This window comes from Bacillus haimaensis, assembly GCF_048270625.1.
GTDB lineage: Bacteria > Bacillota > Bacilli > Bacillales > Bacillaceae_I > Sutcliffiella_A > Sutcliffiella_A haimaensis.
The window spans coordinates 3934624-3959755 of sequence record NZ_CP158164.1 but is presented as its reverse complement, the minus strand read 5'-3'; the positions used below and the strand labels follow the sequence as shown (position 1 = coordinate 3959755).

General features: G+C 43.9%; 20 protein-coding genes, 2 tRNA genes, 3 rRNA genes and 1 pseudogene. 24 read left to right on the top strand and 2 right to left on the bottom strand.

Going from position 1 to position 25132, the window contains the following annotated elements; all coding sequences use genetic code 11:
• Positions 1 to 4: 4 nt before the first annotated feature.
• The 17 genes from ABN702_RS20200 (at position 5) to rsmI (ending at position 14208) form a co-directional block, all read left to right on the top strand.
• Positions 5 to 217, top strand: coding sequence for a YaaL family protein (locus ABN702_RS20200; RefSeq protein WP_417898414.1), 213 nt, complete (start codon positions 5 to 7; stop codon positions 215 to 217).
• Positions 218 to 450: 233 nt separating this feature from the next.
• The gene (locus tag ABN702_RS20195) at positions 451 to 714 is read left to right on the top strand and encodes a pro-sigmaK processing inhibitor BofA family protein (RefSeq protein ID WP_386646336.1); all 264 of its coding nucleotides are present in this window, start codon (positions 451 to 453) and stop codon (positions 712 to 714) included.
• A 310-nt stretch (positions 715 to 1024) separates the two neighbouring features.
• A 16S ribosomal RNA gene (locus ABN702_RS20190) occupies positions 1025 to 2574 on the top strand.
• Between the two features lie 63 nt (positions 2575 to 2637).
• A tRNA-Ile gene (locus ABN702_RS20185) sits at positions 2638 to 2714 on the top strand.
• Between the two features lie 22 nt (positions 2715 to 2736).
• Positions 2737 to 2812: transfer RNA gene (locus ABN702_RS20180), tRNA-Ala, on the top strand.
• Positions 2813 to 2964: 152 nt separating this feature from the next.
• Positions 2965 to 5895 (top strand): 23S ribosomal RNA (locus ABN702_RS20175).
• 81 nt (positions 5896 to 5976) lie between these two features.
• Positions 5977 to 6093: ribosomal RNA gene (rrf, locus tag ABN702_RS20170) — 5S ribosomal RNA — on the top strand.
• The 16S, 23S and 5S rRNA genes sit together here with 2 tRNA genes alongside, the layout of an rRNA operon.
• Before the next feature lie 777 nt (positions 6094 to 6870).
• Positions 6871 to 7068: a sigma factor G inhibitor Gin gene (locus ABN702_RS20165; protein ID WP_417900985.1), complete on the top strand. Its 198-nt coding sequence runs from the start codon at positions 6871 to 6873 to the stop codon at positions 7066 to 7068.
• Positions 7069 to 7188: 120 nt separating this feature from the next.
• Positions 7189 to 8652 carry an aminotransferase class I/II-fold pyridoxal phosphate-dependent enzyme gene (locus ABN702_RS20160; protein ID WP_417898413.1) on the top strand — a complete coding sequence of 488 codons (1464 nt, stop codon included), beginning with the start codon at positions 7189 to 7191 and terminating at the stop codon, positions 8650 to 8652.
• 7 nt (positions 8653 to 8659) lie between these two features.
• Positions 8660 to 9298 carry a dTMP kinase gene (tmk, locus tag ABN702_RS20155; RefSeq protein ID WP_417898412.1) on the top strand — a complete coding sequence of 213 codons (639 nt, stop codon included), beginning with the start codon at positions 8660 to 8662 and terminating at the stop codon, positions 9296 to 9298.
• 66 nt (positions 9299 to 9364) lie between these two features.
• Entirely contained in the window at positions 9365 to 9694 is a 330-nt protein-coding gene (locus tag ABN702_RS20150; protein WP_204419842.1) for a cyclic-di-AMP receptor, read from the top strand.
• A 69-nt stretch (positions 9695 to 9763) separates the two neighbouring features.
• Positions 9764 to 10204 carry a YaaR family protein gene (locus ABN702_RS20145; RefSeq protein WP_417898411.1) on the top strand — a complete coding sequence of 147 codons (441 nt, stop codon included), beginning with the start codon at positions 9764 to 9766 and terminating at the stop codon, positions 10202 to 10204.
• A 17-nt stretch (positions 10205 to 10221) separates the two neighbouring features.
• The gene (gene holB / locus ABN702_RS20140) at positions 10222 to 11214 is read left to right on the top strand and encodes a DNA polymerase III subunit delta' (protein WP_417898410.1); all 993 of its coding nucleotides are present in this window, start codon (positions 10222 to 10224) and stop codon (positions 11212 to 11214) included.
• Between the two features lies 1 nt (position 11215).
• A complete protein-coding gene (locus tag ABN702_RS20135; RefSeq protein WP_417898409.1) occupies positions 11216 to 12043 on the top strand; it encodes a PSP1 domain-containing protein in 828 nt (275 codons plus the stop codon).
• A 12-nt stretch (positions 12044 to 12055) separates the two neighbouring features.
• Positions 12056 to 12424, top strand: coding sequence for a DNA replication initiation control protein YabA (yabA, locus tag ABN702_RS20130; RefSeq protein ID WP_417898408.1), 369 nt, complete (start codon positions 12056 to 12058; stop codon positions 12422 to 12424).
• Positions 12425 to 12519: 95 nt separating this feature from the next.
• Positions 12520 to 13269, top strand: coding sequence for a tRNA1(Val) (adenine(37)-N6)-methyltransferase (locus tag ABN702_RS20125; protein WP_417898407.1), 750 nt, complete (start codon positions 12520 to 12522; stop codon positions 13267 to 13269).
• A gap of 63 nt (positions 13270 to 13332) precedes the next feature.
• Positions 13333 to 14208, top strand: a complete 876-nt coding sequence (gene rsmI / locus ABN702_RS20120; protein WP_417900984.1) for a 16S rRNA (cytidine(1402)-2'-O)-methyltransferase — start codon at positions 13333 to 13335, stop codon at positions 14206 to 14208.
• 301 nt (positions 14209 to 14509) lie between these two features.
• Here the strand turns inward: rsmI and ABN702_RS20115 are convergent, their stop codons facing one another.
• The gene (locus ABN702_RS20115) at positions 14510 to 15967 is read right to left on the bottom strand and encodes an IS1182 family transposase (RefSeq protein ID WP_417897474.1); all 1458 of its coding nucleotides are present in this window, start codon (positions 15965 to 15967) and stop codon (positions 14510 to 14512) included.
• A gap of 613 nt (positions 15968 to 16580) precedes the next feature.
• Entirely contained in the window at positions 16581 to 16862 is a 282-nt protein-coding gene (locus tag ABN702_RS20110; RefSeq protein ID WP_204419855.1) for an AbrB/MazE/SpoVT family DNA-binding domain-containing protein, read from the bottom strand.
• A gap of 538 nt (positions 16863 to 17400) precedes the next feature.
• On the opposite strand from ABN702_RS20110, the gene metG reads away from it, so the two are divergent.
• The 7 genes and pseudogenes from metG (at position 17401) to veg (ending at position 25114) form a co-directional block, all read left to right on the top strand.
• Positions 17401 to 19407: a methionine--tRNA ligase gene (gene metG, locus ABN702_RS20105; protein ID WP_417898406.1), complete on the top strand. Its 2007-nt coding sequence runs from the start codon at positions 17401 to 17403 to the stop codon at positions 19405 to 19407.
• Between the two features lie 139 nt (positions 19408 to 19546).
• Positions 19547 to 20314 carry a TatD family hydrolase gene (locus ABN702_RS20100; RefSeq protein WP_417898405.1) on the top strand — a complete coding sequence of 256 codons (768 nt, stop codon included), beginning with the start codon at positions 19547 to 19549 and terminating at the stop codon, positions 20312 to 20314.
• Positions 20315 to 20540: 226 nt separating this feature from the next.
• Positions 20541 to 21743, top strand: a complete 1203-nt coding sequence (locus tag ABN702_RS20095) for a ubiquitin-like domain-containing protein (protein ID WP_417898404.1) — start codon at positions 20541 to 20543, stop codon at positions 21741 to 21743.
• A gap of 254 nt (positions 21744 to 21997) precedes the next feature.
• Positions 21998 to 22551: pseudogene (rnmV, locus tag ABN702_RS20090) on the top strand (ribonuclease M5).
• The gene (gene rsmA, locus ABN702_RS20085; protein ID WP_417898403.1) at positions 22552 to 23442 is read left to right on the top strand and encodes a 16S rRNA (adenine(1518)-N(6)/adenine(1519)-N(6))-dimethyltransferase RsmA; all 891 of its coding nucleotides are present in this window, start codon (positions 22552 to 22554) and stop codon (positions 23440 to 23442) included.
• Between the two features lie 281 nt (positions 23443 to 23723).
• The gene (yabG, locus tag ABN702_RS20080; RefSeq protein WP_417898402.1) at positions 23724 to 24620 is read left to right on the top strand and encodes a sporulation peptidase YabG; all 897 of its coding nucleotides are present in this window, start codon (positions 23724 to 23726) and stop codon (positions 24618 to 24620) included.
• A gap of 230 nt (positions 24621 to 24850) precedes the next feature.
• Positions 24851 to 25114 (top strand): biofilm formation stimulator Veg, encoded by a 264-nt coding sequence (veg, locus tag ABN702_RS20075; protein ID WP_078378395.1) that lies wholly within the window; start codon positions 24851 to 24853, stop codon positions 25112 to 25114.
• Positions 25115 to 25132: the final 18 nt, after the last annotated feature.

Sequence of the window (25132 nt, the reverse complement as noted above, 5' to 3'; positions counted from 1 at the left end):
AGCTATGTTTTTTCGTAAAAAAGACCGTTTGAAAAAACAGTTCGATGCCAAGCTCATGGAAACAACCGAGTCGTGCAAAGATCGTTGGACAAAACAAAAAAGCCTTGTTGAGAAAAGTGTAGAGCCATCCGAAGAGGTAATCTGCCAGCTCAAAATGGCAGAAGCCAAATATCTCTTCCTATTAAAAGAAGTTCGTAGCAGAATGACAGTAAAATAAATAGCAGAAAAAAATCGTTAAATACCGCAGCCGACCAGGCTGTGGTATTTTTATTACGTTGTAAAGATTAAAAAAGAAGAAAATGAATTCTTCTATATAAATAGAAGAAGGTGTCATCTCTATTCTTCTCTCAGTGAGCGTAGGAACATCTATTATTAAATTCAACAGTTTGTTCTGAAATCAATAAGGCAACATACAATTACAATATAGTACAAGCTGAGGAGGGAGCAGGTTTGCAGCCTTTGATAGTGATTGGAATTATAGGAGCGCTCATTTTATTGGTACTCATAGTAGGGACTCCCCTGAAACCATTGAGATTTGTAGGACAAACAGCCATTAAAATAATGATAGGTGCGTTGTTTTTGTTTTTCTTGAACGCATTCGGAAATTCAATGGGGATACATGTCCCGATCAACTTGGCCACCTCTGCCATTTCAGGGGTGCTTGGAATCCCTGGTGTAGCAGCTTTGGTGATCATCCAAATGTATATTATTTAATTATGCTAAGGTTCCTCTGAAAAAAGAGGAACTTTTTTTGTATTTTTTTATTGACTAGGGAGTTATTAAAATGGTATATTAGATTTCGTTGTCACAAACGAATCGCGTTTCGGAAAAACTTCTTCTAAAAAAGTTGTTGACTCGCTTTTATGGATGTGATAAGATAATAAAGTCGCTTCGAGAGAACGACTTATAAAAAGTTCTTTGAAAACTAAACAAAACAACAGCGTCCACGTTAATCTTATAGAGATTAACAAAGAACGAAAAAGAAACATAAGCTAGTCAACATTTGAGCATAAGCTCAAACTCTTTATTGGAGAGTTTGATCCTGGCTCAGGATGAACGCTGGCGGCGTGCCTAATACATGCAAGTCGAGCGGACTTACAAAAGCTTGCTTTTGTAAGTCAGCGGCGGACGGGTGAGTAACACGTGGGCAACCTGCCCTTGAGACTGGGATAACTTCGGGAAACCGGAGCTAATACCGGATAATATAAGGAACCTCCTGGTTCCTTATTGAAAGATGGTTTCGGCTATCACTTAAGGATGGGCCCGCGGCGCATTAGCTAGTTGGTGAGGTAACGGCTCACCAAGGCGACGATGCGTAGCCGACCTGAGAGGGTGATCGGCCACACTGGGACTGAGACACGGCCCAGACTCCTACGGGAGGCAGCAGTAGGGAATCTTCCACAATGGACGAAAGTCTGATGGAGCAACGCCGCGTGAGTGATGAAGGCCTTCGGGTCGTAAAGCTCTGTTGTTAGGGAAGAACAAGTGCGAGAGTAACTGCTCGCACCTTGACGGTACCTAACCAGAAAGCCACGGCTAACTACGTGCCAGCAGCCGCGGTAATACGTAGGTGGCAAGCGTTATCCGGAATTATTGGGCGTAAAGCGCGCGCAGGTGGTTTCTTAAGTCTGATGTGAAAGCCCACGGCTCAACCGTGGAGGGTCATTGGAAACTGGGGAACTTGAGTGCAGAAGAGGAAAGTGGAATTCCAAGTGTAGCGGTGAAATGCGTAGAGATTTGGAGGAACACCAGTGGCGAAGGCGACTTTCTGGTCTGTAACTGACACTGAGGCGCGAAAGCGTGGGGAGCAAACAGGATTAGATACCCTGGTAGTCCACGCCGTAAACGATGAGTGCTAAGTGTTAGAGGGTTTCCGCCCTTTAGTGCTGCAGCTAACGCATTAAGCACTCCGCCTGGGGAGTACGGTCGCAAGACTGAAACTCAAAGGAATTGACGGGGGCCCGCACAAGCGGTGGAGCATGTGGTTTAATTCGAAGCAACGCGAAGAACCTTACCAGGTCTTGACATCCTCTGACAACCCTAGAGATAGGGCTTTCCCCTTCGGGGGACAGAGTGACAGGTGGTGCATGGTTGTCGTCAGCTCGTGTCGTGAGATGTTGGGTTAAGTCCCGCAACGAGCGCAACCCTTGATCTTAGTTGCCAGCATTAGGTTGGGCACTCTAAGGTGACTGCCGGTGACAAACCGGAGGAAGGTGGGGATGACGTCAAATCATCATGCCCCTTATGACCTGGGCTACACACGTGCTACAATGGACGGTACAAAGGGCAGCAAAACCGCGAGGTCGAGCCAATCCCATAAAACCGTTCTCAGTTCGGATTGCAGGCTGCAACTCGCCTGCATGAAGCCGGAATCGCTAGTAATCGCGGATCAGCATGCCGCGGTGAATACGTTCCCGGGCCTTGTACACACCGCCCGTCACACCACGAGAGTTTGTAACACCCGAAGTCGGTGGGGTAACCTTTTGGAGCCAGCCGCCTAAGGTGGGACAGATGATTGGGGTGAAGTCGTAACAAGGTAGCCGTATCGGAAGGTGCGGCTGGATCACCTCCTTTCTAAGGAATATGACGCTGTTTGTTTTGTTTAGTTTTGAGAGAACTCTCTCATATATAAATTAGGGGCCTATAGCTCAGCTGGTTAGAGCGCACGCCTGATAAGCGTGAGGTCGGTGGTTCGAGTCCACTTAGGCCCACCATTTTTTAATTATAGAACTTTTAGGGGCCTTAGCTCAGCTGGGAGAGCGCCTGCTTTGCACGCAGGAGGTCAGCGGTTCGATCCCGCTAGGCTCCACCAACAGACAAATATTACATTTGTCAAACATGTTCCTTGAAAACTAGATAACGTAAGTAATATCAAGATACATTCACAAGTATCGTTCATCTTAGTAATTTTCTTTTAAGATATCATCGCTGATATCGAAAAAACATGACAATTAGTTTGTCAACGGTTAAGTTATTAAGGGCGCACGGTGGATGCCTTGGCACTAGGAGCCGATGAAGGACGGGACTAACACCGATATGCTTCGGGGAGCTGTAAGTAAGCTTTGATCCGGAGATTTCCGAATGGGGAAACCCACTGCTCGTAATGGAGCAGTATCTTTACCTGAATACATAGGGTACTGAAGGCAGACCCGGGGAACTGAAACATCTTAGTACCCGGAGGAAGAGAAAGCAAACGCGATTTCCTGAGTAGCGGCGAGCGAAACGGAATTAGCCCAAACCAAGAGGCTTGCCTCTTGGGGTTGTAGGACACTCAACATGGAGTTACAAAGGAACGGGGTAAATGAAGCGATCTGGAAAGGTCCGTCATAGAAGGTAAAAACCCTGTAGTTGAAACTTCGTTCCCTCCTGAGTGGATCCTGAGTACGGCGGGACACGAGAAATCCCGTCGGAAGCAGGGAGGACCATCTCCCAAGGCTAAATACTCCCTAGTGACCGATAGTGAACCAGTACCGTGAGGGAAAGGTGAAAAGCACCCCGGAAGGGGAGTGAAATAGATCCTGAAACCGTGTGCCTACAAGTAGTTAGAGCCCGTTAATGGGTGATAGCGTGCCTTTTGTAGAATGAACCGGCGAGTTACGATCCCGTGCAAGGTTAAGTCGATGAGACGGAGCCGTAGCGAAAGCGAGTCTGAATAGGGCGAATGAGTACGTGGTCGTAGACCCGAAACCAGGTGATCTACCCATGTCCAGGGTGAAGTTCAGGTAACACTGAATGGAGGCCCGAACCGACTCACGTTGAAAAGTGAGCGGATGAGGTGTGGGTAGGGGTGAAATGCCAATCGAACCTGGAGATAGCTGGTTCTCTCCGAAATAGCTTTAGGGCTAGCCTCATATGTTAGAGTCTTGGAGGTAGAGCACTGATTGGACTAGGGGTCCTCATCGGATTACCGAATTCAGTCAAACTCCGAATGCCAAAGACTTATCTATGGGAGTCAGACTGCGAGTGATAAGATCCGTAGTCAAGAGGGAAACAGCCCAGACCGCCAGCTAAGGTCCCAAAGTATACGTTAAGTGGAAAAGGATGTGGAGTTGCTTAGACAACCAGGATGTTGGCTTAGAAGCAGCCACCATTTAAAGAGTGCGTAATAGCTCACTGGTCGAGTGACTCTGCGCCGAAAATGTACCGGGGCTAAACGTATCACCGAAGCTGCGGACTGTTCTTACGAACAGTGGTAGGAGAGCGTTCTAAGGGCGTTGAAGCTAGACCGGAAGGACTGGTGGAGCGCTTAGAAGTGAGAATGCCGGTATGAGTAGCGAAAGAAGGGTGAGAATCCCTTCCACCGAATGCCTAAGGTTTCCTGAGGAAGGCTCGTCCGCTCAGGGTTAGTCGGGACCTAAGCCGAGGCCGAAAGGCGTAGGCGATGGATAACAGGTTGATATTCCTGTACCACCTCCACTCCGTTTGAGCAATGGGGGACGCAGAAGGATAGGGTAAGCGCACTGTTGGATATGTGCGTCTAAGCAGCAAGGCTGAGAAGTAGGCAAATCCGCTTCTCATTAAGGCTGAGCTGTGACAGCGAGGGAAATATAGTACCGAAGTTCCTGATTTCACACTGCCAAGAAAAGCCTCTAGCGAGGAGTATGGTGCCCGTACCGCAAACCGACACAGGTAGGCGAGGAGAGAATCCTAAGGTGAGCGAGAGAACTCTGGTTAAGGAACTCGGCAAAATGACCCCGTAACTTCGGGAGAAGGGGTGCTCTGTTAGGGTGTTAAAGCCCGAGAGAGCCGCAGTGAATAGGCCCAGGCGACTGTTTAGCAAAAACACAGGTCTCTGCGAAGCCGTAAGGCGAAGTATAGGGGCTGACGCCTGCCCGGTGCTGGAAGGTTAAGGGGAGAGGTTAGCGCAAGCGAAGCTTTGAACCGAAGCCCCAGTAAACGGCGGCCGTAACTATAACGGTCCTAAGGTAGCGAAATTCCTTGTCGGGTAAGTTCCGACCCGCACGAAAGGCGTAACGATCTGGGCACTGTCTCAACCAGAGACTCGGTGAAATTATAGTACCTGTGAAGATGCAGGTTACCCGCGACAGGACGGAAAGACCCCGTGGAGCTTTACTGTAGCCTGATATTGAATTTTGGTACAGCTTGTACAGGATAGGTAGGAGCCTGAGAAGCCGGAGCGCTAGCTTCGGTGGAGGCGTCGGTGGGATACTACCCTGGCTGTATTGAAATTCTAACCCGCAGCCCTTATCGGGCTGGGAGACAGTGTCAGGTGGGCAGTTTGACTGGGGCGGTCGCCTCCTAAAGAGTAACGGAGGCGCCCAAAGGTTCCCTCAGAATGGTTGGAAATCATTCGCAGAGTGTAAAGGCACAAGGGAGCTTGACTGCGAGACCTACAAGTCGAGCAGGGACGAAAGTCGGGCTTAGTGATCCGGTGGTTCCGCATGGAAGGGCCATCGCTCAACGGATAAAAGCTACCCCGGGGATAACAGGCTTATCTCCCCCAAGAGTCCACATCGACGGGGAGGTTTGGCACCTCGATGTCGGCTCATCGCATCCTGGGGCTGTAGTCGGTCCCAAGGGTTGGGCTGTTCGCCCATTAAAGCGGTACGCGAGCTGGGTTCAGAACGTCGTGAGACAGTTCGGTCCCTATCCGTCGTGGGCGCAGGAAATTTGAGAGGAGCTGTCCTTAGTACGAGAGGACCGGGATGGACGCACCGCTGGTGTACCAGTTGTCTTGCCAAAGGCATAGCTGGGTAGCTACGTGCGGACGGGATAAGTGCTGAAAGCATCTAAGCATGAAGCCCCCCTCAAGATGAGATTTCCTTTTACTTCGGTAAGTAAGATCCCTGAAAGATGATCAGGTAGATAGGTTCGAGGTGGAAGCATGGCGACATGTGGAGCTGACGAATACTAATCGATCGAGGACTTAACCCAAAAAACAATGAACGGCACTTGTGAATCTTGGTAAGAAAATACGTTATCTAGTTTTGAAGGAACATCCTTCAATTGAATATGTCTGGTAATGATGGCGAAGAGGCCACACCCGTTCCCATACCGAACACGGAAGTTAAGCTCTTCAGCGCCGATGGTAGTTGGGGGCTGTCCCCCTGTGAGAGTAGGACGTTGCCAGGCAAATTAGGGGAAAGGTCAGTGCTTTGGTGCTGATCTTTTTTTGTTTGTGTTGGTTTAGGTTTGGTTCTTTGGATGGGGTGTTGTGGGGGATGGTACTTATTAGTGCCAGGCCCCTCTTTTTTTGTTTGGGGGAGAAAGAGGTTGGGTGGTGGGTGGAGGGGCCAGGCACTGATGTGGGTGGGGGAGTTGTTTTGTTTATTGTTCTTTGGATGAGTGTGGTGGGGGGATGGTACTTAGTAGTGCTAGGCGCTGGCCTAGGAAAGGCAGAATGATACCCTTACATCGCTCAAAATCAGGTAGTGAGGGAATCAAAAAGGCGGAATGAAACCCTGTCTCCACTCCAAATCAAGCAGTGAGGGAGTCAAAAAGGCAGAATGAAACCCTGACTCTCCTCAAAAATAGGTAGTGAGGGTATCAAATAGACAGAATGATACCCATACACACTCAAAATCTAGATACTGAAGGAATCAACCAAGCCGAATGGTACCCACATACACTCCAAAATCAGTTTCCGAGGGAATGAATCAAGTTAATTGCCAGGAAAGTTAGGAGAAAAATTAGTGCTAATGAGGCACTGGTGTGGTGGAGGATGAGTGGATGGAGTAACGATACAATTTTCATTTTAAAAAACAGCCCATTCTTTTTATTTCAAGACAAACACAGACTAGTAGGCGTTACATACACTAGATGTAAGAGTTTGGTAGGCTGTGATTTTAATAATTTTGTATAGAGTCAGCGCTTTTGGATAGACTAGTGGATGGAGGTGGAGAAAGAGATATGGAGTCCATTCATTCATCGGTTGGGGAAACATGTATTGTTTGTGAGGAGAAGAAAGAAAGAGGGATCCATCTTTATACGGAGTTTATTTGTACGGACTGCGAGAAGGATATGCTTCAGACGGATACAGAAGACCCGAAGTATAGGTTTTATCTGAAAAAGCTTAAAAAGATTACGATTCCTAAAATTTATTCCTGAGTAGAAAAGTCCTGTTAAAAGGGCTTTTATTTTTGTTGCAGGTTTAGATGGCAGGGGTAGGAGTTGGCCTGGCTATCGGCTATAATGGGTATTAATAATGAAGGAAAAAGAGTGAAGGTTATGAAGATGGATCAACAGAAAACACCGGTATTTTCAAGATTGAAGGAGCATTGGGAGACAAACCCTGTTTCGGGTCATGTGCCTGGGCATAAGTATGGGAGAGTCCTGCCTGAGAAGGGCCAAGCTTACTTTTGTGATATTTTAAAAATAGATGCAACGGAAATTTCCGGGTTGGATGATTTGCATGATCCGGAGGAAATGATAAAGGAAGGTCAGGATTTGGTTGCCGACTTATATGGCTCGGATGCTTCCTTTTTCCTTGTGAATGGTTCGACTGTAGGGAATCATGCTATGATTCTTGCAGCATGTTCGAGGGGAGGCAGGGTGCTGGTACAGCGTAATTGCCATAAATCCATTTTGAACGGCTTGGAGCTTGCGGGAGCGGAGCCTGTGTTTTTATCATGCGGATATGATTACGGGATGGAAGTTTCGACAAGCATCGCATTGGATGAACTGGATGAGGCGTTGAAGACCATCCAAGATGTGCAGGCGGTTATTTTGACCAATCCGAACTATTATGGACTCTCGATAGAACTGAAAGCTATCATTGAGAGGGTGCATGTGGAAGGGATTCCTGTACTGGTCGATGAGGCGCATGGTGCTCATTTTGTGCTTGGGGGAGCCTTCCCTGTTTCTGCATTGGAACTGGGGGCAGATGCAGTGGTGCATTCTGCGCACAAAACATTGCCGGCGATGACAATGGGATCTTTTTTACATATTAAGGGGAACTTGGTGCGTGAAGAAAGGATAGCCTATTATCTACGGATGCTACAATCGAGCAGCCCTTCCTATCCTATCATGGCATCGTTGGATTTGGCGAGATATTACCTTGTTGCCTTAAGTAAGGATGATGTAGCTGCCATTGTAGAGGAAACTGCAAAGATACGCAGGGAATTGGGCAAGCTGGATGGCTTAAGCGTGGTAGTTCCTGAGAGTAAAAGTATAGCAGTGGACCCTTTGAAGGTAGTGATTAGGTCGACGTGGGGTTGGAGCGGCTTTGAATTGCAGAAGGTACTGGAAAAAGAAGGCGTGTTTTCGGAGCTTGCTGATGCTTGGAATGTATTAATTGTTTTGCCGTTAGCGGTTATGGACGCAAAACATGATATGATAGAGAGAATAGAACGAGCTTTGCAAAAGAACGTCGGGAATGAGAGTAGCAGGAAAGATATCAATTACGGGAGTGTTCCACCTTTCCCGATGAGAATAAGTCAGCTTGCGATCCATCTTGATAAGCAGCAGAAGCTTTCTAGTATGGAGTGCAAATTGGAGGAAGCTGTAGGTAAGGTTGCAGCAGAATCCATTATTCCCTACCCGCCCGGTATTCCTGTACTGTTAAAAGGAGAAAGGGTTACGGCGGAAGTTGTGAAGTATCTTGGCCAGCTTATGAGGCTTGGGGCAAGATTTCAGGGAAATGATAGAATAAAAAGTAATTATATTTCTATATATAAGGAAGTAAAGGAGTAACAGGCTAGTGAGTGGACTATTTATTACGTTTGAAGGACCTGAAGGAGCAGGAAAGACGTCGATTATCCAGAAGTTGGCGAGGGAGTTGGGAGAAGAGGGATTTCCCATTCTTTTAACACGCGAGCCAGGGGGCATCAAGATTGCCGAACAGATTAGAAGTGTTATTCTGGACTGCGATAATACGGAGATGGACCCGAGAACTGAAGCACTATTATATGCAGCTGCAAGACGTCAGCATCTGGTCGAGAGAGTGCTGCCTAGCATGAAGGAAAATAAAATTGTGTTATGCGACCGCTTTATTGACAGCTCATTGGCATACCAGGGACATGCACGTGGAATAGGGCTCGAGGAAGTCTTAAGCATCAACGAGTTTGCGACAGAAAAGAAGATGCCCTCCCTGACGATTTATTTCGATATTGAGCCGGAAGAAGGACTTAAGAGAATTGCGGCGAATAATAAACGAGAAATAAACCGTTTGGATCAGGAAGAATTGGATTTTCACTATCGAGTAAAAGAGGGCTATAGTAAAGTGATAGAAAAGTATCGGGAGCGTTTCCTCATGATTGATGCGTCAAAGGACTTTGATACGGTGTATGCGTCGGTAAAAGGTGAGCTTACTGGATACTTGAAGAAACAAGGATATTAAGATTTACCAATAATGAAGTAATGAAGATATATCTTATTAATGGTAAAATAAAGGAGGTACAACAAGATGAAAATGATTATGGCTGTTGTTCAGGATAAAGATAGCAATAAGCTGATGAATGCGCTTGTGGAAAATAATTTTCGCGCAACCAAGCTAGCAAGTACTGGCGGATTTCTTAAGTCAGGGAATACCACGTTTATGATTGGTACGGAGGATGTTCGCGTGCAAAAGGCAATGGATATCATCAAAGAGAATTGTCAGCATCGTCAACAGTTGGTTGCTCCTGTTTCCCCAATGGGTGGGAATGCAGATTCGTATGTTCCTTATCCTGTTGAGGTGGAAGTCGGAGGGGCTACGGTCTTTGTTTTACCGGTAGAGCAATTCCATCAGTTTTAGTTTTTGGAGCGGCTTATCGGAGCTGCTTTTTTATAAGAAGGTTATTCTATAAGAAAGGGACGTTTTCAATTGAAAATTTCGTCTGAGCTTCGAACGAATTTAGATAAAAGCAGGATGGACATTAAAGGCGATGCCGCTTCCCGTTCAGGCTTCGGGGAGATCATGCAAAAACATTCGTCCAAGCTGCATTCGGAACAGCTGAATATCCTGATGAGAGATATAGAAATTGTTGGAAATAGACTGGGAAACTCCAGGACATTTCAAGATCTGGCAAAATATAAAACGCTCGTAAAGCGGTTTATGGAAGAAGCGGTGGAGTTCGGGATGGAGCTTCATCAATCCCACCACTGGACCAATGAAGGGCAGTCCAGGCATCTGCAGATTGTGAAACGGGTGGATGAATCGTTGATTTCCCTTACCGAAGATGTAATGGATCAAGAAAAAACAAGAATAAATATTTTGAGCAGTATCGGAGAAATCAAAGGCCTGCTCATTAATTTATATATGTAGGTAAGTGAGTGATAAATGTGATAAAAAGTTGGTCAGACTTGGACTACCAACCTACCGTTGCAAGAATCGTAACGAATAGCCTGCAAAGAAACCGTATTGCACATGCGTATCTGCTGGACGGCATGAAAGGTACCGGTAAAAAAGAGGTAAGCTATCTTTTTGCAAAAAGCTTATTATGCAGGAATCGTAATGGGGTAGACCCCTGTCAGAGCTGTTCAAATTGTAAGCGGATAGATTCACGAAATCATCCGGATGTGCATGTGCTCGAGCCGGATGGGAATTCGATCAAAAAACAGCAGATCCAGTTCCTGCAGGAAGAGTTTACGAAAACAGGTTTGGAGTCTAAAAGAAAGATATACATTATTGAGCATGCAGATAAGATGACCACCAATGCAGCGAATAGTCTATTGAAGTTTTTAGAGGAGCCAAATCAGGAAACTTTTGCTTTTTTATTAACCGAAAATGTCCATCAAATGCTGAACACCATCATTTCGCGCTGCCAGCCTCTGTCTTTTCGGGCATTAACCTCTACTAGACTGGTCGATAAGCTTGTGGAAGAAGGCTTTTCCGTACCTTTGGCGAGGACGGCTTCCCATTTGACCAACAGTTTAGAGGAAGCGGTAGAATTATGTCGAGATGATTGGTTTGCGCTTGCTAGAAATTTAGTGATAAAATTGTATGAAGCGCTATTCACGAGACAGCAGCAAGCGTTGCTGTTCATTCAAGAAAAGTGGATGCCTCATTTTCAAGAAAGAAAGCAATTGGAGATAGGTTTAGATTTAATGCTATTTATTTATAAAGATATGTTATATGCTCAAGTAGACAAAGGGGACGAGTTCGTATTTACGGACGAGAAGGAGCAGATTGAAAAGTTTGCACTTCAGACAACCCAGCAACGTGTCACGGAGCATTTATCCTATATTTTACAAAGTAAGTCTCGGCTAGCATCGAATGTAAATCCGCACCTTCTCATGGAAAGATTAGTTTTAAACTTGCAGGAGGGATATTAGTTTGTATGAAGTTGTAGGAGTACGATTCAAAAAAGCAGGGAAAATATACTATTTTGACCCAAATGGGCTTGATATAACAGATAATGAATATGTCATTGTCGAAACGGTACGGGGTGTGGAATTCGGTAAAGCGGTTATCGGGAAGAAACAAGTGGATGAAAATGATGTCGTTCTTCCATTGAAGAAGGTGCTGCGGATTGCGGACCAAAAGGATCGTCTCATAGTGGACGAAAACAAAAAAGCGGCACAGGAAGCGTTCGATGTATGCTTCACGAAGGTGACCGATCATGGACTGGATATGAAACTGGTCGATGTGGAATACACGTTCGACCGAAATAAGATCATCTTCTATTTTACAGCAGATGGCCGAGTGGACTTCCGGGAGCTGGTAAAGGATTTGGCTTCCATTTTCCGAACACGCATCGAACTGCGTCAAATCGGCGTACGGGATGAGGCCAAGCTTCTTGGCGGAATTGGACCATGTGGAAGAATGCTATGCTGTTCGACCTTCCTGGGGGATTTTGAACCGGTGTCCATCAAAATGGCAAAGGATCAAAACTTGTCTTTAAACCCATCCAAGATCTCAGGGCTTTGCGGACGTCTCATGTGCTGTCTGAAATATGAAAATGACGAATATGAGTCTGCAAAAGAGCAATTGCCTGATTTGGACGAAGTAATCCAAACTCCAAGCGGTTCTGGTCGTGTGGTAGGGTTAAACATCCTGGAACGCGTGTTGCAAGTGGAGTTGGCAGGAAAAGAACGAGTGGTAGAATACACGCTGGATGAACTACTACAAGAGGGAGCCGTTTCATCACAAGCCACAGATTAAGAGGTGGAGAATTTGGACAAGAAAGAGATTTTTGATTCTGTAAGCAATATGGAAGAACAAATCGGACATTTATATAAACAGCTCGGAGAATTGAAAGAACACCTTGCCCTTATTATCGAAGAAAACAACAGTGTCCTCGTTGAAAACGGCCATTTGCGGAACCGTCTGGAACAAATGTCAAATGAATCCGTTACGCAGAAGAAGACAAAAAAGAAACCGAACGAGCAAAAAGAGCAGAACAAGCAGAACGATGTGGGAGAAGGATATGATAACCTTGCACGTTTGTATCAAGAGGGGTTCCATATCTGCAATCTCCACTTTGGAAGTCCCCGAAAAGAAGGCGATTGCTTGTTTTGCCTGTCCTTTCTTAATAAGAAGTAAAGTCGCCTCCTTCAATGCGTGGCGACTTTTTTCTATTTAAAAAGAAGTCTAGGTTATAATAAAGTATAAGATAGGAAAGAAAGGGTTATGGAGAAATGGTACAGCTTGTAGAAGATGAGCGTTTAGATTACTTATTGGCAGAGAATTTACGAATTATACAGAGCCCATCGGTTTTTTCTTTTTCTTTGGATGCGGTACTTTTAGCGCGTTTTGCCTATGTGCCTATTCAGAAAGGGGCAATCCTTGACCTTTGCACAGGAAACGGGATTATACCGTTATTATTAAGCACAAGAACCAAGGGGACCATTACAGGTGTGGAAATCCAAGAGCGGCTAGCAAACATGGCGCAAAGAAGCTTTGCTTATAACAACCTGGATGATCGATTAAAGGTGCTACATCAGGACATCAAGGAAATCCCGGCAATGCTTGGGCATGGGAAGTTTGATGTAGTAACGTGCAACCCTCCATATTTTCTCGTACCGGAAAAAGAAGAGAAGATAAATGCCAATATCCACTATGCAATTGCCCGCCATGAAATCCATTGTACGCTTGAGGATGTGGTTAGAGTGAGCAGTCAAATGGTCAAACAAGGTGGCAAGGCTGCTTTTGTCCACCGGCCGGGAAGGTTTTTGGATATTGTGACGTTGATGAGAAAATACCGTCTGGAGCCAAAGCGAATCCAGTTTGTGCATTCAAGGGTGGATAAGCCTGCAAATACACTGCTTATAGAGGGAATAAAGGATGGCAATCCTGATATGAAAATACTGCCACCACTGATTGTATATGATGAAAAAGGGGAGTACTCTCCGGAGGTCCGGAATATGCTCTATGGCGAAAACGAATAATGGATGGCCCCATCGAAGAGCTAGCAAAAGAAAAGTACGTAAATGAGGGGTGGAAAGATGGACATATGGCAGCAAAACAGTTTTTCAGATAAATATAAGGAAGGGCGGCTTTATCTTGTGCCGACCCCGATCGGCAACTTGGAGGATATCACCTTTCGCTCCCTACGGATGTTGAAGGAAGTTGATTTTATTGCAGCAGAAGATACAAGACAGACGAAGAAGCTGTGCAATTATTTTGAGATAAGCACCCCGCTGATCAGTTACCACGAACATAACAAGCAGCAGAGCGGCAAGAAAATCATCGAGCTATTGAAGGAAGGAAAGGATGTGGCGCTTGTCAGTGATGCAGGTATGCCCTCCATCTCCGACCCGGGCTATGAAATAGTGGTGGAGGCTTTGGAAGAACGCTTGTATGTCGTACCGATGCCAGGGGCAAATGCTGCTTTAACCGCGCTGATTGCATCAGGACTGGTAGCCCAGCCCTTCTACTTTTACGGCTTCCTGGATCGGCATAAAAAGGAGAAGAAAAAGGAGTTGGACAAACTTCTGCGAATGCAGGATACCATTATCCTTTACGAATCTCCTCACCGTTTGAAGGATACGCTTACTGCGATGCTTGAGGTCCTTGGGGACAGGAGGATTGTTGTAAGCAGGGAATTGACCAAGAAGTTTGAAGAGTTTACTCGCGGAAGGATTTCCGAAGTACTTGCTTTGCTTGGCGATCAGGCTGTAAAAGGAGAATGTTGCCTGATTCTTGAAGGCAATAATGAAGAAATACTGGATGAGGTGGAGACATGGTGGCAAACCTTATCCCTGCAGGAACACGTAGAGCATTATATGAAGGAAGGCAACCACTCTTCCAAGGACGCAATCAAACAGGTCGCAAAAGAAAGAGATCTGCCCAAACGTGAAGTATATCAGGCGTTTCATGTGGAATAAATAAACAAGAAACTTAAGAAGTTGCAGACTGTAGACAAACTCGTGGTAATTCGAGGTTGTCTACAGTTTTTTTTGTAGCTGTATAATAAAGCCCGTTGATTTCCGTTCCAGGCACTGCGCTTTCCGCGGGCGGTCCGGGAGCCTCCTCGACGCTTGCGCGTCTGCGGGGTCTCCCTTGTCCCTTCCTCGAAGCCACTGAAAAACGAGTTTATTATTTGAATTTTATTTAAAAAACTAAACAAAAAGAGCTTAATTGGCAATTGCCACCCAATTAAGCTCACATTTCACCCTATCTTACTATTTATTTTTCATCGATTAGCTTAACTATTCGTTTTAAATTTACTGCGAATATCGTAGTGGCACCTTGAATTTGCATCCCAAATAGACCTGCGGCTTTTGATTTTTCATACCCATGTCTATTCTTTAACTCACTATTCTTTGCTTCAACTTTATATCTTGAGCGGGCAAGTTCTTTGAATTCATCTGTCTGTTGAAACGCTTCTTGTACTAAGTGTTCATTTGATTTTATAGGGATGGAGTAGGTCTTCGACTTAGCTCCTTCTTTATAGCACCCTCGACGAATCGGGCAAGCTTTACAAACCTCAACGTTCCAGAAATATTTTAGTTGATCGTTACGGTTTGTTCCCCTTTTCTTTATCAGTCCACTCGTTTTCGATAAGTGCCCAGCAGGACAAGTAAATCGGTTTGCGTCTTTATTAAATACAAAACCATCTTCTTTTTCCCGGGTGCCGTTTGTGATGACCGGATGCAGCTTCGCTACAAGTTTTATGTTTTTTTTATGAGTATAAATCAAATTATCTTTACCGGAGTAAGCGGTATCTCCACCTACTGCATCTACTTTCATCCCTGCCTGGTTAGTTTTCTCCACTAGTTCTTTTAGGTATTTACCATCGGCTTTTTCTCCTGATGTGATTACGGCAGCAGTGATAATTCTTTCGTCAGAAATAGCTAGGTGGGTTTTATATCCAAGAAAAGAGTGGTCTTCCGATTTATGTCCAACCCGTGCGTCGGAATCTGTAGAGAAATGAGTTTGGTGATTACAATCTTCAAATGCCTCTTTTAAATGGTTTAGCTTTTCATTGACTGCAGGGATCTGTGAATATTGTGGATTATTTTCTAAGACATCTACTAAATTTTCCGTGTAGTCTAATTCTGCTTGTAAATCTTTACTTACTGGTTTTTCAGGGAATATTTTTTTTGCTTTTTCATCAATTTGGTAGACAGCTTTGCGCAATAGTTTTGATTTTTCCTGAAGATATTGCTTAGCTGTTTTAGATCTATAACGAGAATTTGTATGTGTAGAATCGATAAAGATTATGTTTTGTTTAATAAGATTATGTTCGATTGCGATATCTACAGTTTTTCCAATTAACATATCTAGAATTTCCATATCCTTAAGACGAAGTCTTCGGAATTTGGTGAGTGAGCTAGGGTTGATTACGGATTCTTCTGGAGCCATATCTAAAAAGAATTTAAATGACATATCATATTTTGAGCGCTCCACCACGTCTACATCTGATAGGTCGAAAATTACCTTTAACAATAAGTATTTAAACATTCTGATTGGTGGTATGGCATTACGTCCGTTATCGAGGGAATACTTATTTTTCAGTTCTTCGTGTATGAAGGAAAAGTCCACAATTCCGTTGATTCTTCTTAGTAGGTTATCTTTCGGTACTACTAAGTCATAAATCTTGGCATAGGGACTCAAAGCGAATTCTTCTTGGTTCGTTAACATAAGCACACCACCTAAAGTTAGTACTTTTATTATAAAATAAAATAACTAGACAAGCCTTAAAAAATTTAGGTTTGTCTAGCTATAGGAGCACTTTTTCAGTGGCTTCCCCTTCCTCCCGCAGGAGTCTCCGTGCCTTCTACTCCAATCAACTGAGTTTTCTAAACTTTTTGTGGAACGATAACCACGTGTATTTTAAAATGAAAATAGATAACATATGAGGTGATAAGAATGCTTTCGAAAAACAATCCTATCCAACGAGATCAACTAGAGATGACCAGCTTGTGCCAAACAATCATTTAGTGCGTAAGATGGAAGTTGCGCTTGATTTCTCCTTTATTTACGATCTGAAACTTAAGAAGTTGGTTTTTTTCTATTGAAGCACATAATTGGTATTACTCTCCCCCTTATGGTTGGAGAGCAAGGGGTGAGACTCCTGCGGGAGGAGCGTGTCAAGGAAGACCCCACAGGCGCAATAGCGCCGAGGAGGCTCCCGAGACCGCCCGCGGAAAGCGAACCCCTGGAGCGGAAACCATAAGGGGTGTTTAACTGATTTATTTGTTAATGGGACAATAGGGTAAAAATAAAAAAGAGGTCGCAGTCGCGACCTCTTTTATTATTTTGCAGTTAAGCTGTTTTGGATCTCTTCGATGATTTTTTCTGCACCTTCACGGCTTAAGATGATTTTGCCATCTGCAAGTGTAAGGTTGTTATCAGAAACTTCGCCAGTAACTTGGCAAGTCATGTTTGGCTTGTATTTCTTTAAGATGATTTTTTCGTCATCCACATAGATTTCTAAAGCATCTTTCTCAGCAATTCCTAATGTTCTGCGAAGCTCGATAGGAATAACCACGCGGCCTAGCTCGTCAACTTTACGTACAATACCAGTAGATTTCATAAGAAAAATACCCCTCTCAAATAGAAAAATTGTAATATTATAAGAATCTTATTATCTATCATTTTCGTCATTATTCGACAAATCTAATGTAATTTCATCATAACAATATTTACAAAATCCGTCAACAGATTTAATTGAAAAAAATTGTATTTCTATAAAAAAATGTATTTGAAAAGCGGGTTTAAAGCGCTATACAAAGGGTTTTAGGGAATAAAGATTACAGTTTGTTTACAGATTATCACTTGTGATTTATTTTAATGATAATAATATTATATACATCGTTCGACAAAATTCAACTTTTTCCTTCGACAAAATTTCGACAAAATTCAACCTTGGTCAGAGGAGGAAATCAGGGGAAGTGCATGGCACTAAAAATTTTTGCTCAATCCTTAACAATACTGGCTTAAACCATGTATAATAGTAATAAAAATTAGGTTAAGATGTACATAAATGTATAAGTAGAAGACGCTCAATGCTCTCGTCCCATGGGCGAGAGCTTTCTGCTTTTATATGTTTCGATTAAAGGGAGGTAATTTTGATGGTAGAAAATAAAAAAACATTCTATATTACAACGCCTATCTATTATCCAAGTGGTAATTTACATATTGGCCATGCCTATACAACCGTTGCCGGCGATGCAATGGCCAGGTACAAGCGTCTAAAGGGCTATGATGTCATGTATCTGACAGGTACGGATGAGCATGGACAAAAAATCCAAAGAAAAGCGGAAGAAAAAGGGGTTACGTGCCAAGCCTATGTGGATGATATTGTATCCGGCATCAAAGACCTTTGGGAAAAGCTTGATATCTCCTATGACGATTTTATCCGTACAACGGAAACTCGCCACAAGGATGTCGTAGAGAAGATTTTCAAACAGCTTTTGGATCAGGGAGATATATACCTGGATGAATATGAAGGCTGGTATTCGGTTCCCGATGAAACCTATTATCGTGAACACCAGCTGGTCGACCCTGTCATGGAGAACGGAAAGGTTGTCGGCGGGAAAAGTCCGGATAGCGGTCACCCTGTAGAATTGGTGAGAGAACAGTCCTATTTCTTCAGAATGGGCAAATATGTGGATCGACTTCTTCAATATTATGAAGAGAATCCAGGGTTTATACAACCGGAATCCCGCAAAAATGAGATGGTCAATAACTTTATCAAACCGGGACTAGAGGATTTGGCGGTATCCCGTACTTCCTTCGATTGGGGAGTGAAAGTGCCTGGAGACCCGAAGCATGTCATTTATGTATGGATCGACGCGTTATCGAACTATATTACGGCACTTGGCTATGGAACGGAAAACGATGAGAAGTACCTGAAATACTGGCCGGCGGATGTTCATCTCGTAGGGAAGGAAATCGTCCGTTTCCACACTATTTATTGGCCGATCATGCTGATGGCTCTTGACTTGCCGCTTCCAAAAAAAGTTTTCGCCCATGGCTGGCTTTTAATGAAAGATGGCAAGATGTCCAAATCAAAAGGAAATGTAGTCGATCCTGTTACATTAATCGATCGTTATGGCCTGGATGCACTGCGTTATTACCTTTTAAGGGAAGTTCCATTCGGTTCTGATGGTGTCTTTACTCCGGAAGGCTTTGTGGAGCGGGTAAACTTTGATCTTGCAAATGATTTAGGAAACCTGTTGAACCGTACAATAGCGATGATTGATAAGTACTTCAATGGGGGAATTCCTGTATATAAAGGAAATGTCACTGAGTTCGATCAGTCGTTGAGCACACTCGCACAGGAAACGGTTGTACATTACGAAGAAGCAATGGAGAACATGGAGTTTTCCGTGGCATTATCAACGATTTGGCAGCTTGTGAGCAGAACGAATAAGTATATTGATGAAACAGCGCCTTGGGTATTGGCAAAGTCTGAGGAGACGAAAGAGCAGCTTGCTTCCGTAATGGGACATCTGGCAGAATCTCTGCGCTATATCGGGATCCTTCTTAAACCGTTCCTGACAAAAACCCCTGGTAAAATCTTTGAACAGCTAGGAATCGATGAGTCCTTAGTAAGCTGGGGAAGCCTACAAAGCTTTGGTATCATACCGGAAGGAACTCAAACGAAAAAAGCAGATCCGATCTTCCCTCGTCTTGAAGTAAAGGAAGAAGTGGAATACATCAAAACAATGATGCAGCCTGCGCTTACAGCAGGGGAAAAGCCGGAAGAGAACAAGCTGGAAGATAATAAACCGGAAGAAGTACCCGTTTCAGAGGAAATCACGTTTGAGGATTTCATGAAAATAGACTTGCGTGTAGCACAGGTAACCCATTGTGAACCTGTGAAGAAAGCGGATAAACTGCTGAAGCTGCAGCTTGATTTAGGATATGAAAAGAGGCAGGTCGTTTCAGGAATCGCGAAATTCTATACACCTGAAGAACTGGTGGGGAAACGCGTAATTTGTGTGACGAATTTGAAGCCTGTGAAACTTCGCGGGGAGCTTTCGGAAGGAATGATTCTTGCTGGGGAAAAAGACGGAATTCTGTCCTTGGCTTCGGTGGACGAATCGTTGCCTCTTGGTGCGAAAGTGAAATAACTAATTCCTATCAGGAAATAATAAAATTTAAGAGTAAGAGATGTTTCACGTGTAACAACGGGTTGCATCTCTTATTTTCTTATTGAGAATAATATTGGTTAATAATATTTCAATAAAGTAAAAAACAGGAGTGTTAAAAATGTTATTTGATACACATGTTCACTTGAATGCAGATCAGTTTGAAGAAGACCTTCAAGAGGTAATCGAACGGGCCCGGAATGAGAAAGTGATGAATATGGTGGTCGTTGGCTTTGATCGAAAAACAATCAAAAAAGCGATGGAGCTGGTAGAACAGTATGACTTTATCTATGCTGCTGTCGGCTGGCATCCGGTAGATGCAATAGATATGACAGAAGAGGATCTTAACTGGATCGAGGAGCTTGCCTCCCATGAAAAAGTGGTGGCCATTGGGGAGATGGGGCTGGACTATCATTGGGACAAGTCCCCAAAGGACATTCAAAAAGAAGTGTTCCGTAAACAGATTAGATTGGCCAAGAGAGTGAAGCTGCCAATCGTGATCCATAACCGAGACGCAACTGCGGACGTAGTGGAAATCCTTAAAGAAGAGGATGCAAAAGAGGTTGGTGGGATCATGCACTGCTTTACCGGCAGTCTGGAAGTGGCACAGGAATGCATGGAGATGAACTTCTACATATCCTTTGGAGGGCCGGTCACATTCAAGAATGCTAAAAAACCGAAAGAAGTGGTGAAGGAGATTCCATTGGACATGCTGTTAATAGAAACGGACTGTCCTTACCTGACGCCTCATCCATACCGCGGAAAGCGGAATGAACCGAGCTATGTCCGTTTGGTGGCGGAAGAGATAGCTTACTTAAGAGGTATGACAGTGGAAGAGATAGGAGAAAAAACAACAGCAAACGCAAAAAAACTATTCGGCATAAACTGACAAGAAAGCCTGACATAATTAGGGGATACTTGTCCAAAAGCCTCAAAAAATAAAAAAGTTCTACCATACTTCTTCTCTTCATAGGATAATCGTGTCGATATATTTCACTTCCCTTTTGTTGAAATATTCTGCATAATAGACATTACGGTCAAGCAAGTGGCAAGGGTTGACAAGATACATACATGTCTATATAATTCCATCCGAGGAGAAGGAGGCGTTTTTTTACATGTTACAGAGCATGAAAAAACTGTTTTCTGGTTCGTTGAGCAAGACCAGACTAGCTATTTTTATTACTAGTTTCATAGTCTTCTCAGCCATACTTGGCTTTGGTGTCTTCCATGGCACAAAGGCTGCTGTAAAAGTGAATGTTGACGGAGAAGAAGTGTCTTTACGCACTCACGCTAAAACCGTAGCGGATATACTGAAAGAGCTGAATATCACAGTTCGCGCGGAGGATCATCTGCATCCTTCAGAAAATACAAAAGTAACCGATTCGATGCAAATAGTATGGAATCCCGCCAAAGAAGTGGAGCTAGTCATTGATGATGATAGGCAACAGGTGTGGACGACAGCCAAAACAGTAAAAGAATTACTTACTCAAAAAGATATTAAGCTAGCAGAACATGATAAATTGAATGTGAGTCTGGATGACTCCATCAAAGATGAGTTAGTCATAGAAATAGAGAAGGCATTTCAGGTATCCCTGAATGTCGGCGGAGAAGAGCAACAGGTATGGTCTACTTCGACTACGGTCGCTGACTTTTTAGAACAGCAAGAAATCACATTGAATGATCTTGACCGAGTGGAGCCAAGCTTAGAAGAATTGGTAGCAAATAATTCTGTAGTTAACGTTACTAGAGTTGAAAAAGTCACCGATGTAGTGGAAGAGACTATTGATCACGGCGTTGTCACAAAAAATGATGGCAACCTCGATAAAGGGAAAGAGAAAGTTGTTCAAGAAGGACAACACGGTACCGTTGCAAAGCATTATGAAGTGGTTTTAGAGAATGGTAAAGAAGTGTCTCGTGAATTGATCAAAGAAGAGACGTTAAAAGAGACGATGGATAAAATCGTTGCAGTAGGAACAAAAGCTCCTCCAGCGCCTACGCAAGTCGTTTCCCGTAGTTCTGACGCGGGCTCGAAGGAATTCTATGTATCCTCCACAGCCTATACTGCGTACTGTAATGGTTGCAGTGGAGTTACAAGCACAGGAATCGATTTGCGCGCCAATCCGGGTGTAAAGGTAATCGCTGTGGACCCTAGCGTGATTCCTCTGGGTACAAAGGTCTATGTAGAAGGATATGGCTATGCCATTGCCGGAGATACTGGCGGTGCCATCAAAGGAAATAAGATTGATGTGTTTTTCGCTGACAAAGAATCTGCGTATCGCTGGGGAAGGAAAAGGGTTAAAATTAAAATCCTCGACTAACCTTGTCGGATTTCTTTGCAGGAATAGCTTTGTTTAAAAATGGAGCAGGGGTGTATAGCCTCTGCTTTTTTCTGTTATTCTGTTAGAATAAATAAAAAAGCGGAATCAGTTTATTTCGGTTCCTATTTATCCTTACCCCCTACTAATATTAATTAGTCAAGATAGATAAAATAAAGTAGAATACATACTATTGTTATCGTTCATATAGTTAGACGATTCAAACTAAAGAAGGTTTCACCATTTTGGAGGAAAAAATGAAAATAAAAGAAATAATTGTGGTCGAGGGAAAAGACGACACAGTTGCCATAAAAAGAGCGGTGGATGCCGATACGATTGAAACGGGCGGCTCTGCCATCAACGAAGAAATATTGAATCGCATCAAACATGCCCAGGAGACGCGAGGGGTGATTGTGTTCACCGATCCGGATTACCCGGGGAAAAGATCAGGCATACCATCAGACAGTCTGTTCCTGGCTGTAAGCATGCATTTTTGCCAAAGAGCCTTGCGCGTGGAAAAAACGGCAAAGGGATAGGGGTCGAGCACGCAACAGTTGCTTCCATCAGGGAAGCCCTGTCCGGACTGCATCAAGAATACGAGCAGAACATGGAATTGATATCCTTTGACACATTACTCTCCTTCGGCTTGATAGCGGGTCCTTCTGCCAAGAAAAAAAGGGAGCGGTTAGGGGAGTTCCTGAATATAGGATACACAAATGGAAAGCAGCTACAGAGACGCTTACAGATGTTTCATATCAACCAAGAGCGATTGGAAGAGGCATTAGTTCAATTAGAGCAGGAGGAGCAATAAATGCAAAAGGATATTGCCACACCGAAACGTACAAAAGAAATACTCGATAAATACGGATTTTCATTCAAAAAAAGTTTAGGCCAAAACTTTCTGATCGACACGAATATCCTAAATAAGATTGTGGATTTTTCAGGAGTTTCAGAGAACACCGCCGCGATTGAAATCGGACCGGGGATAGGTGCCCTTACCGAACAGGTTGCTAAAAGAGCAGGGAAGGTCATCGCCTTTGAAATAGACCAGCGGCTTCTGCCGATCTTGGAAGACACCTTATCCCCGTATGACAATGTTAAAGTGATTCACCAGGATATATTAAAGGCGGACGTGGAAAACTTGATTCGCGATGAAATCAAGGGCTTTGAAGAAGTGAAAGTGGTAGCGAACCTGCCTTACTATGTAACCACTCCAATCATTATGAAGCTCTTAACGGAAGGACTGCCATTAAACAGCATTACTGTCATGCTGCAAAAGGAAGTGGCAGATCGAATGGCCGCAAAACCGAGCACCAAGGAATACGGCTCCCTTTCTATCGCAGTACAATACTATACGAAGGCGGAGACGGTCATGATTGTGCCTAAGACAGTCTTTGTCCCACAACCTAATGTAGATTCAGCGGTTATCCGTCTCACTGTCAGAGAAGAGCCTGCAGTGAACGTGAAGGACGAGAACTTTTTCTTTGAAGTAGTAAGAGCTAGTTTCGGACAACGCCGGAAAACCATCCTGAACAACCTGACAAGCCACCTCCCTGAGGGAAAAGCAAAAAAAGCACAAATAGAAACTGCCCTTGACCAAGCATCCATCGATCCAAAAAGAAGAGGCGAAACACTCTCAATCGAGGAATTCGGTAAACTAAGTGACGCACTATTAGAAATCTATCCATCCTCACCAAACTAAAACGGCCTTTAGGGCCGTTTTTTGTGTTTTGGTTTTGCTATTTGGAATTTTTGTTGTGAGGGACGGTACTTAGTAGTGCCAGGCCCCTCTTTTTTTGTTTGGGGGAGAGAGAGGAAGGGGGTGGGTGGAGGAGCCAGGCACTGGTGTGGATGGGGAAGCTGTTTGTTTTTTGCGTATGTGCTCCAAAGGTATATTCCCTCTCACATAGAAACTCGGTATTGCATATTCTAGGTTAGATAGTCAGTTGGGATAGGTGTAGCCTCCCAGTTGGAGGGGAAAATATGAAAATTAAGGTTGGAGATATTGTAGCTCGCAAATCATATAACTATGACCTTCTCTTTCGTGTCATGGATATTCATAAAACGGAATATGACCAGTTAGTGGTTTTATTATATGGGGAAGATGTTCGGCTCATGGCAGATTCCCCGTACAGTGATCTGGAGATAATGGATGGAAAGGAACAGATGATGCGAAAACAGCGTGCCGAATCGAAGGCGAACCGCTCGCTGCAGCTGTTCCAACAGGATTATCAATTGATCCGGGAAAAAAACGAATACCAGGCAACCGGAGGGTATAGTACGGACCAAAGCTACTTTCAAATGCCTGGAAGGGTGCTTCATATCGATGGAGACCCTCTGTATTTAAAAAAATGCATGGAGCTTTATGAGCGGATAGGTGTTCCTGTACACGGCTTTCATATAAATGAAAAAGAAATGCCTCAGAAGATATTGGGACTGATGGAAGAGTATCGCCCGGATATCCTGGTCATCACCGGTCATGACGCCTATTCCAAGAGCAAAGGGAAAGTGTCGGACATCTCGGCATATAGGCATTCACGGCATTTTGTACAAACGGTTCAAAAAGCCCGAAAAATACAGCCCAACCTTGATCAGCTTGTCATATTTGCAGGGGCCTGCCAGTCGCATTTTGAGTCACTGATCCGCGCGGGAGCCAATTTTGCAAGCTCACCTTCAAGGGTGAACATCCACGCCTTGGATCCTGTATACATTGTCGCCAGAATATGCTTCACCCCGTTCATGGACCGAGTAAATGTCTGGGATGTACTGAAAAACACCCTCACAGGGGAAAAAGGACTAGGCGGAATTGAGACACGTGGTGTACTAAGAACCGGAATGCCATTTCGCCCCCCTTCAGATGACGAGGAAGAAGACTCTTAACAAGGTGATGTTAAGGGTTTTTTCATGCCCATTTATTTTATAGAAAACTTTTTCCGGATCTTATACATATTCCAATAACTAGTAGCACATCATAAATGTAGACATATGGAGATAATTGTTGAAGAAAAGTTATTGACAGGTTGCTTTTAGGGTTGTTATAATTTTAAGTTTTATTTGAATTTTTCTTTGTGATGTGTTATACTATGTATAGTATAGTGAGGTGGAGTAAAATGGGAAAAACGTTGGTTGATATCAAAAGGACGTTAGATTCTAATTTAGGAAAAAAGTTAACTCTTCGTGCAAACGGTGGTCGGAGAAAGACGATTGAGCGCATTGGGGTTTTGGCAGAGACTTATCCATCTGTATTTGTAATAGAACTAGATCAAGACGAAAATGCTTTTGAACGCGTATCCTACAGCTATGCAGATGTCCTCACAGAAACGGTACAACTTACATTCTTCGAAGAAGGAAATATGGCAATTAGTGGGCAGTAGACAAACAGTTTGCTGCTT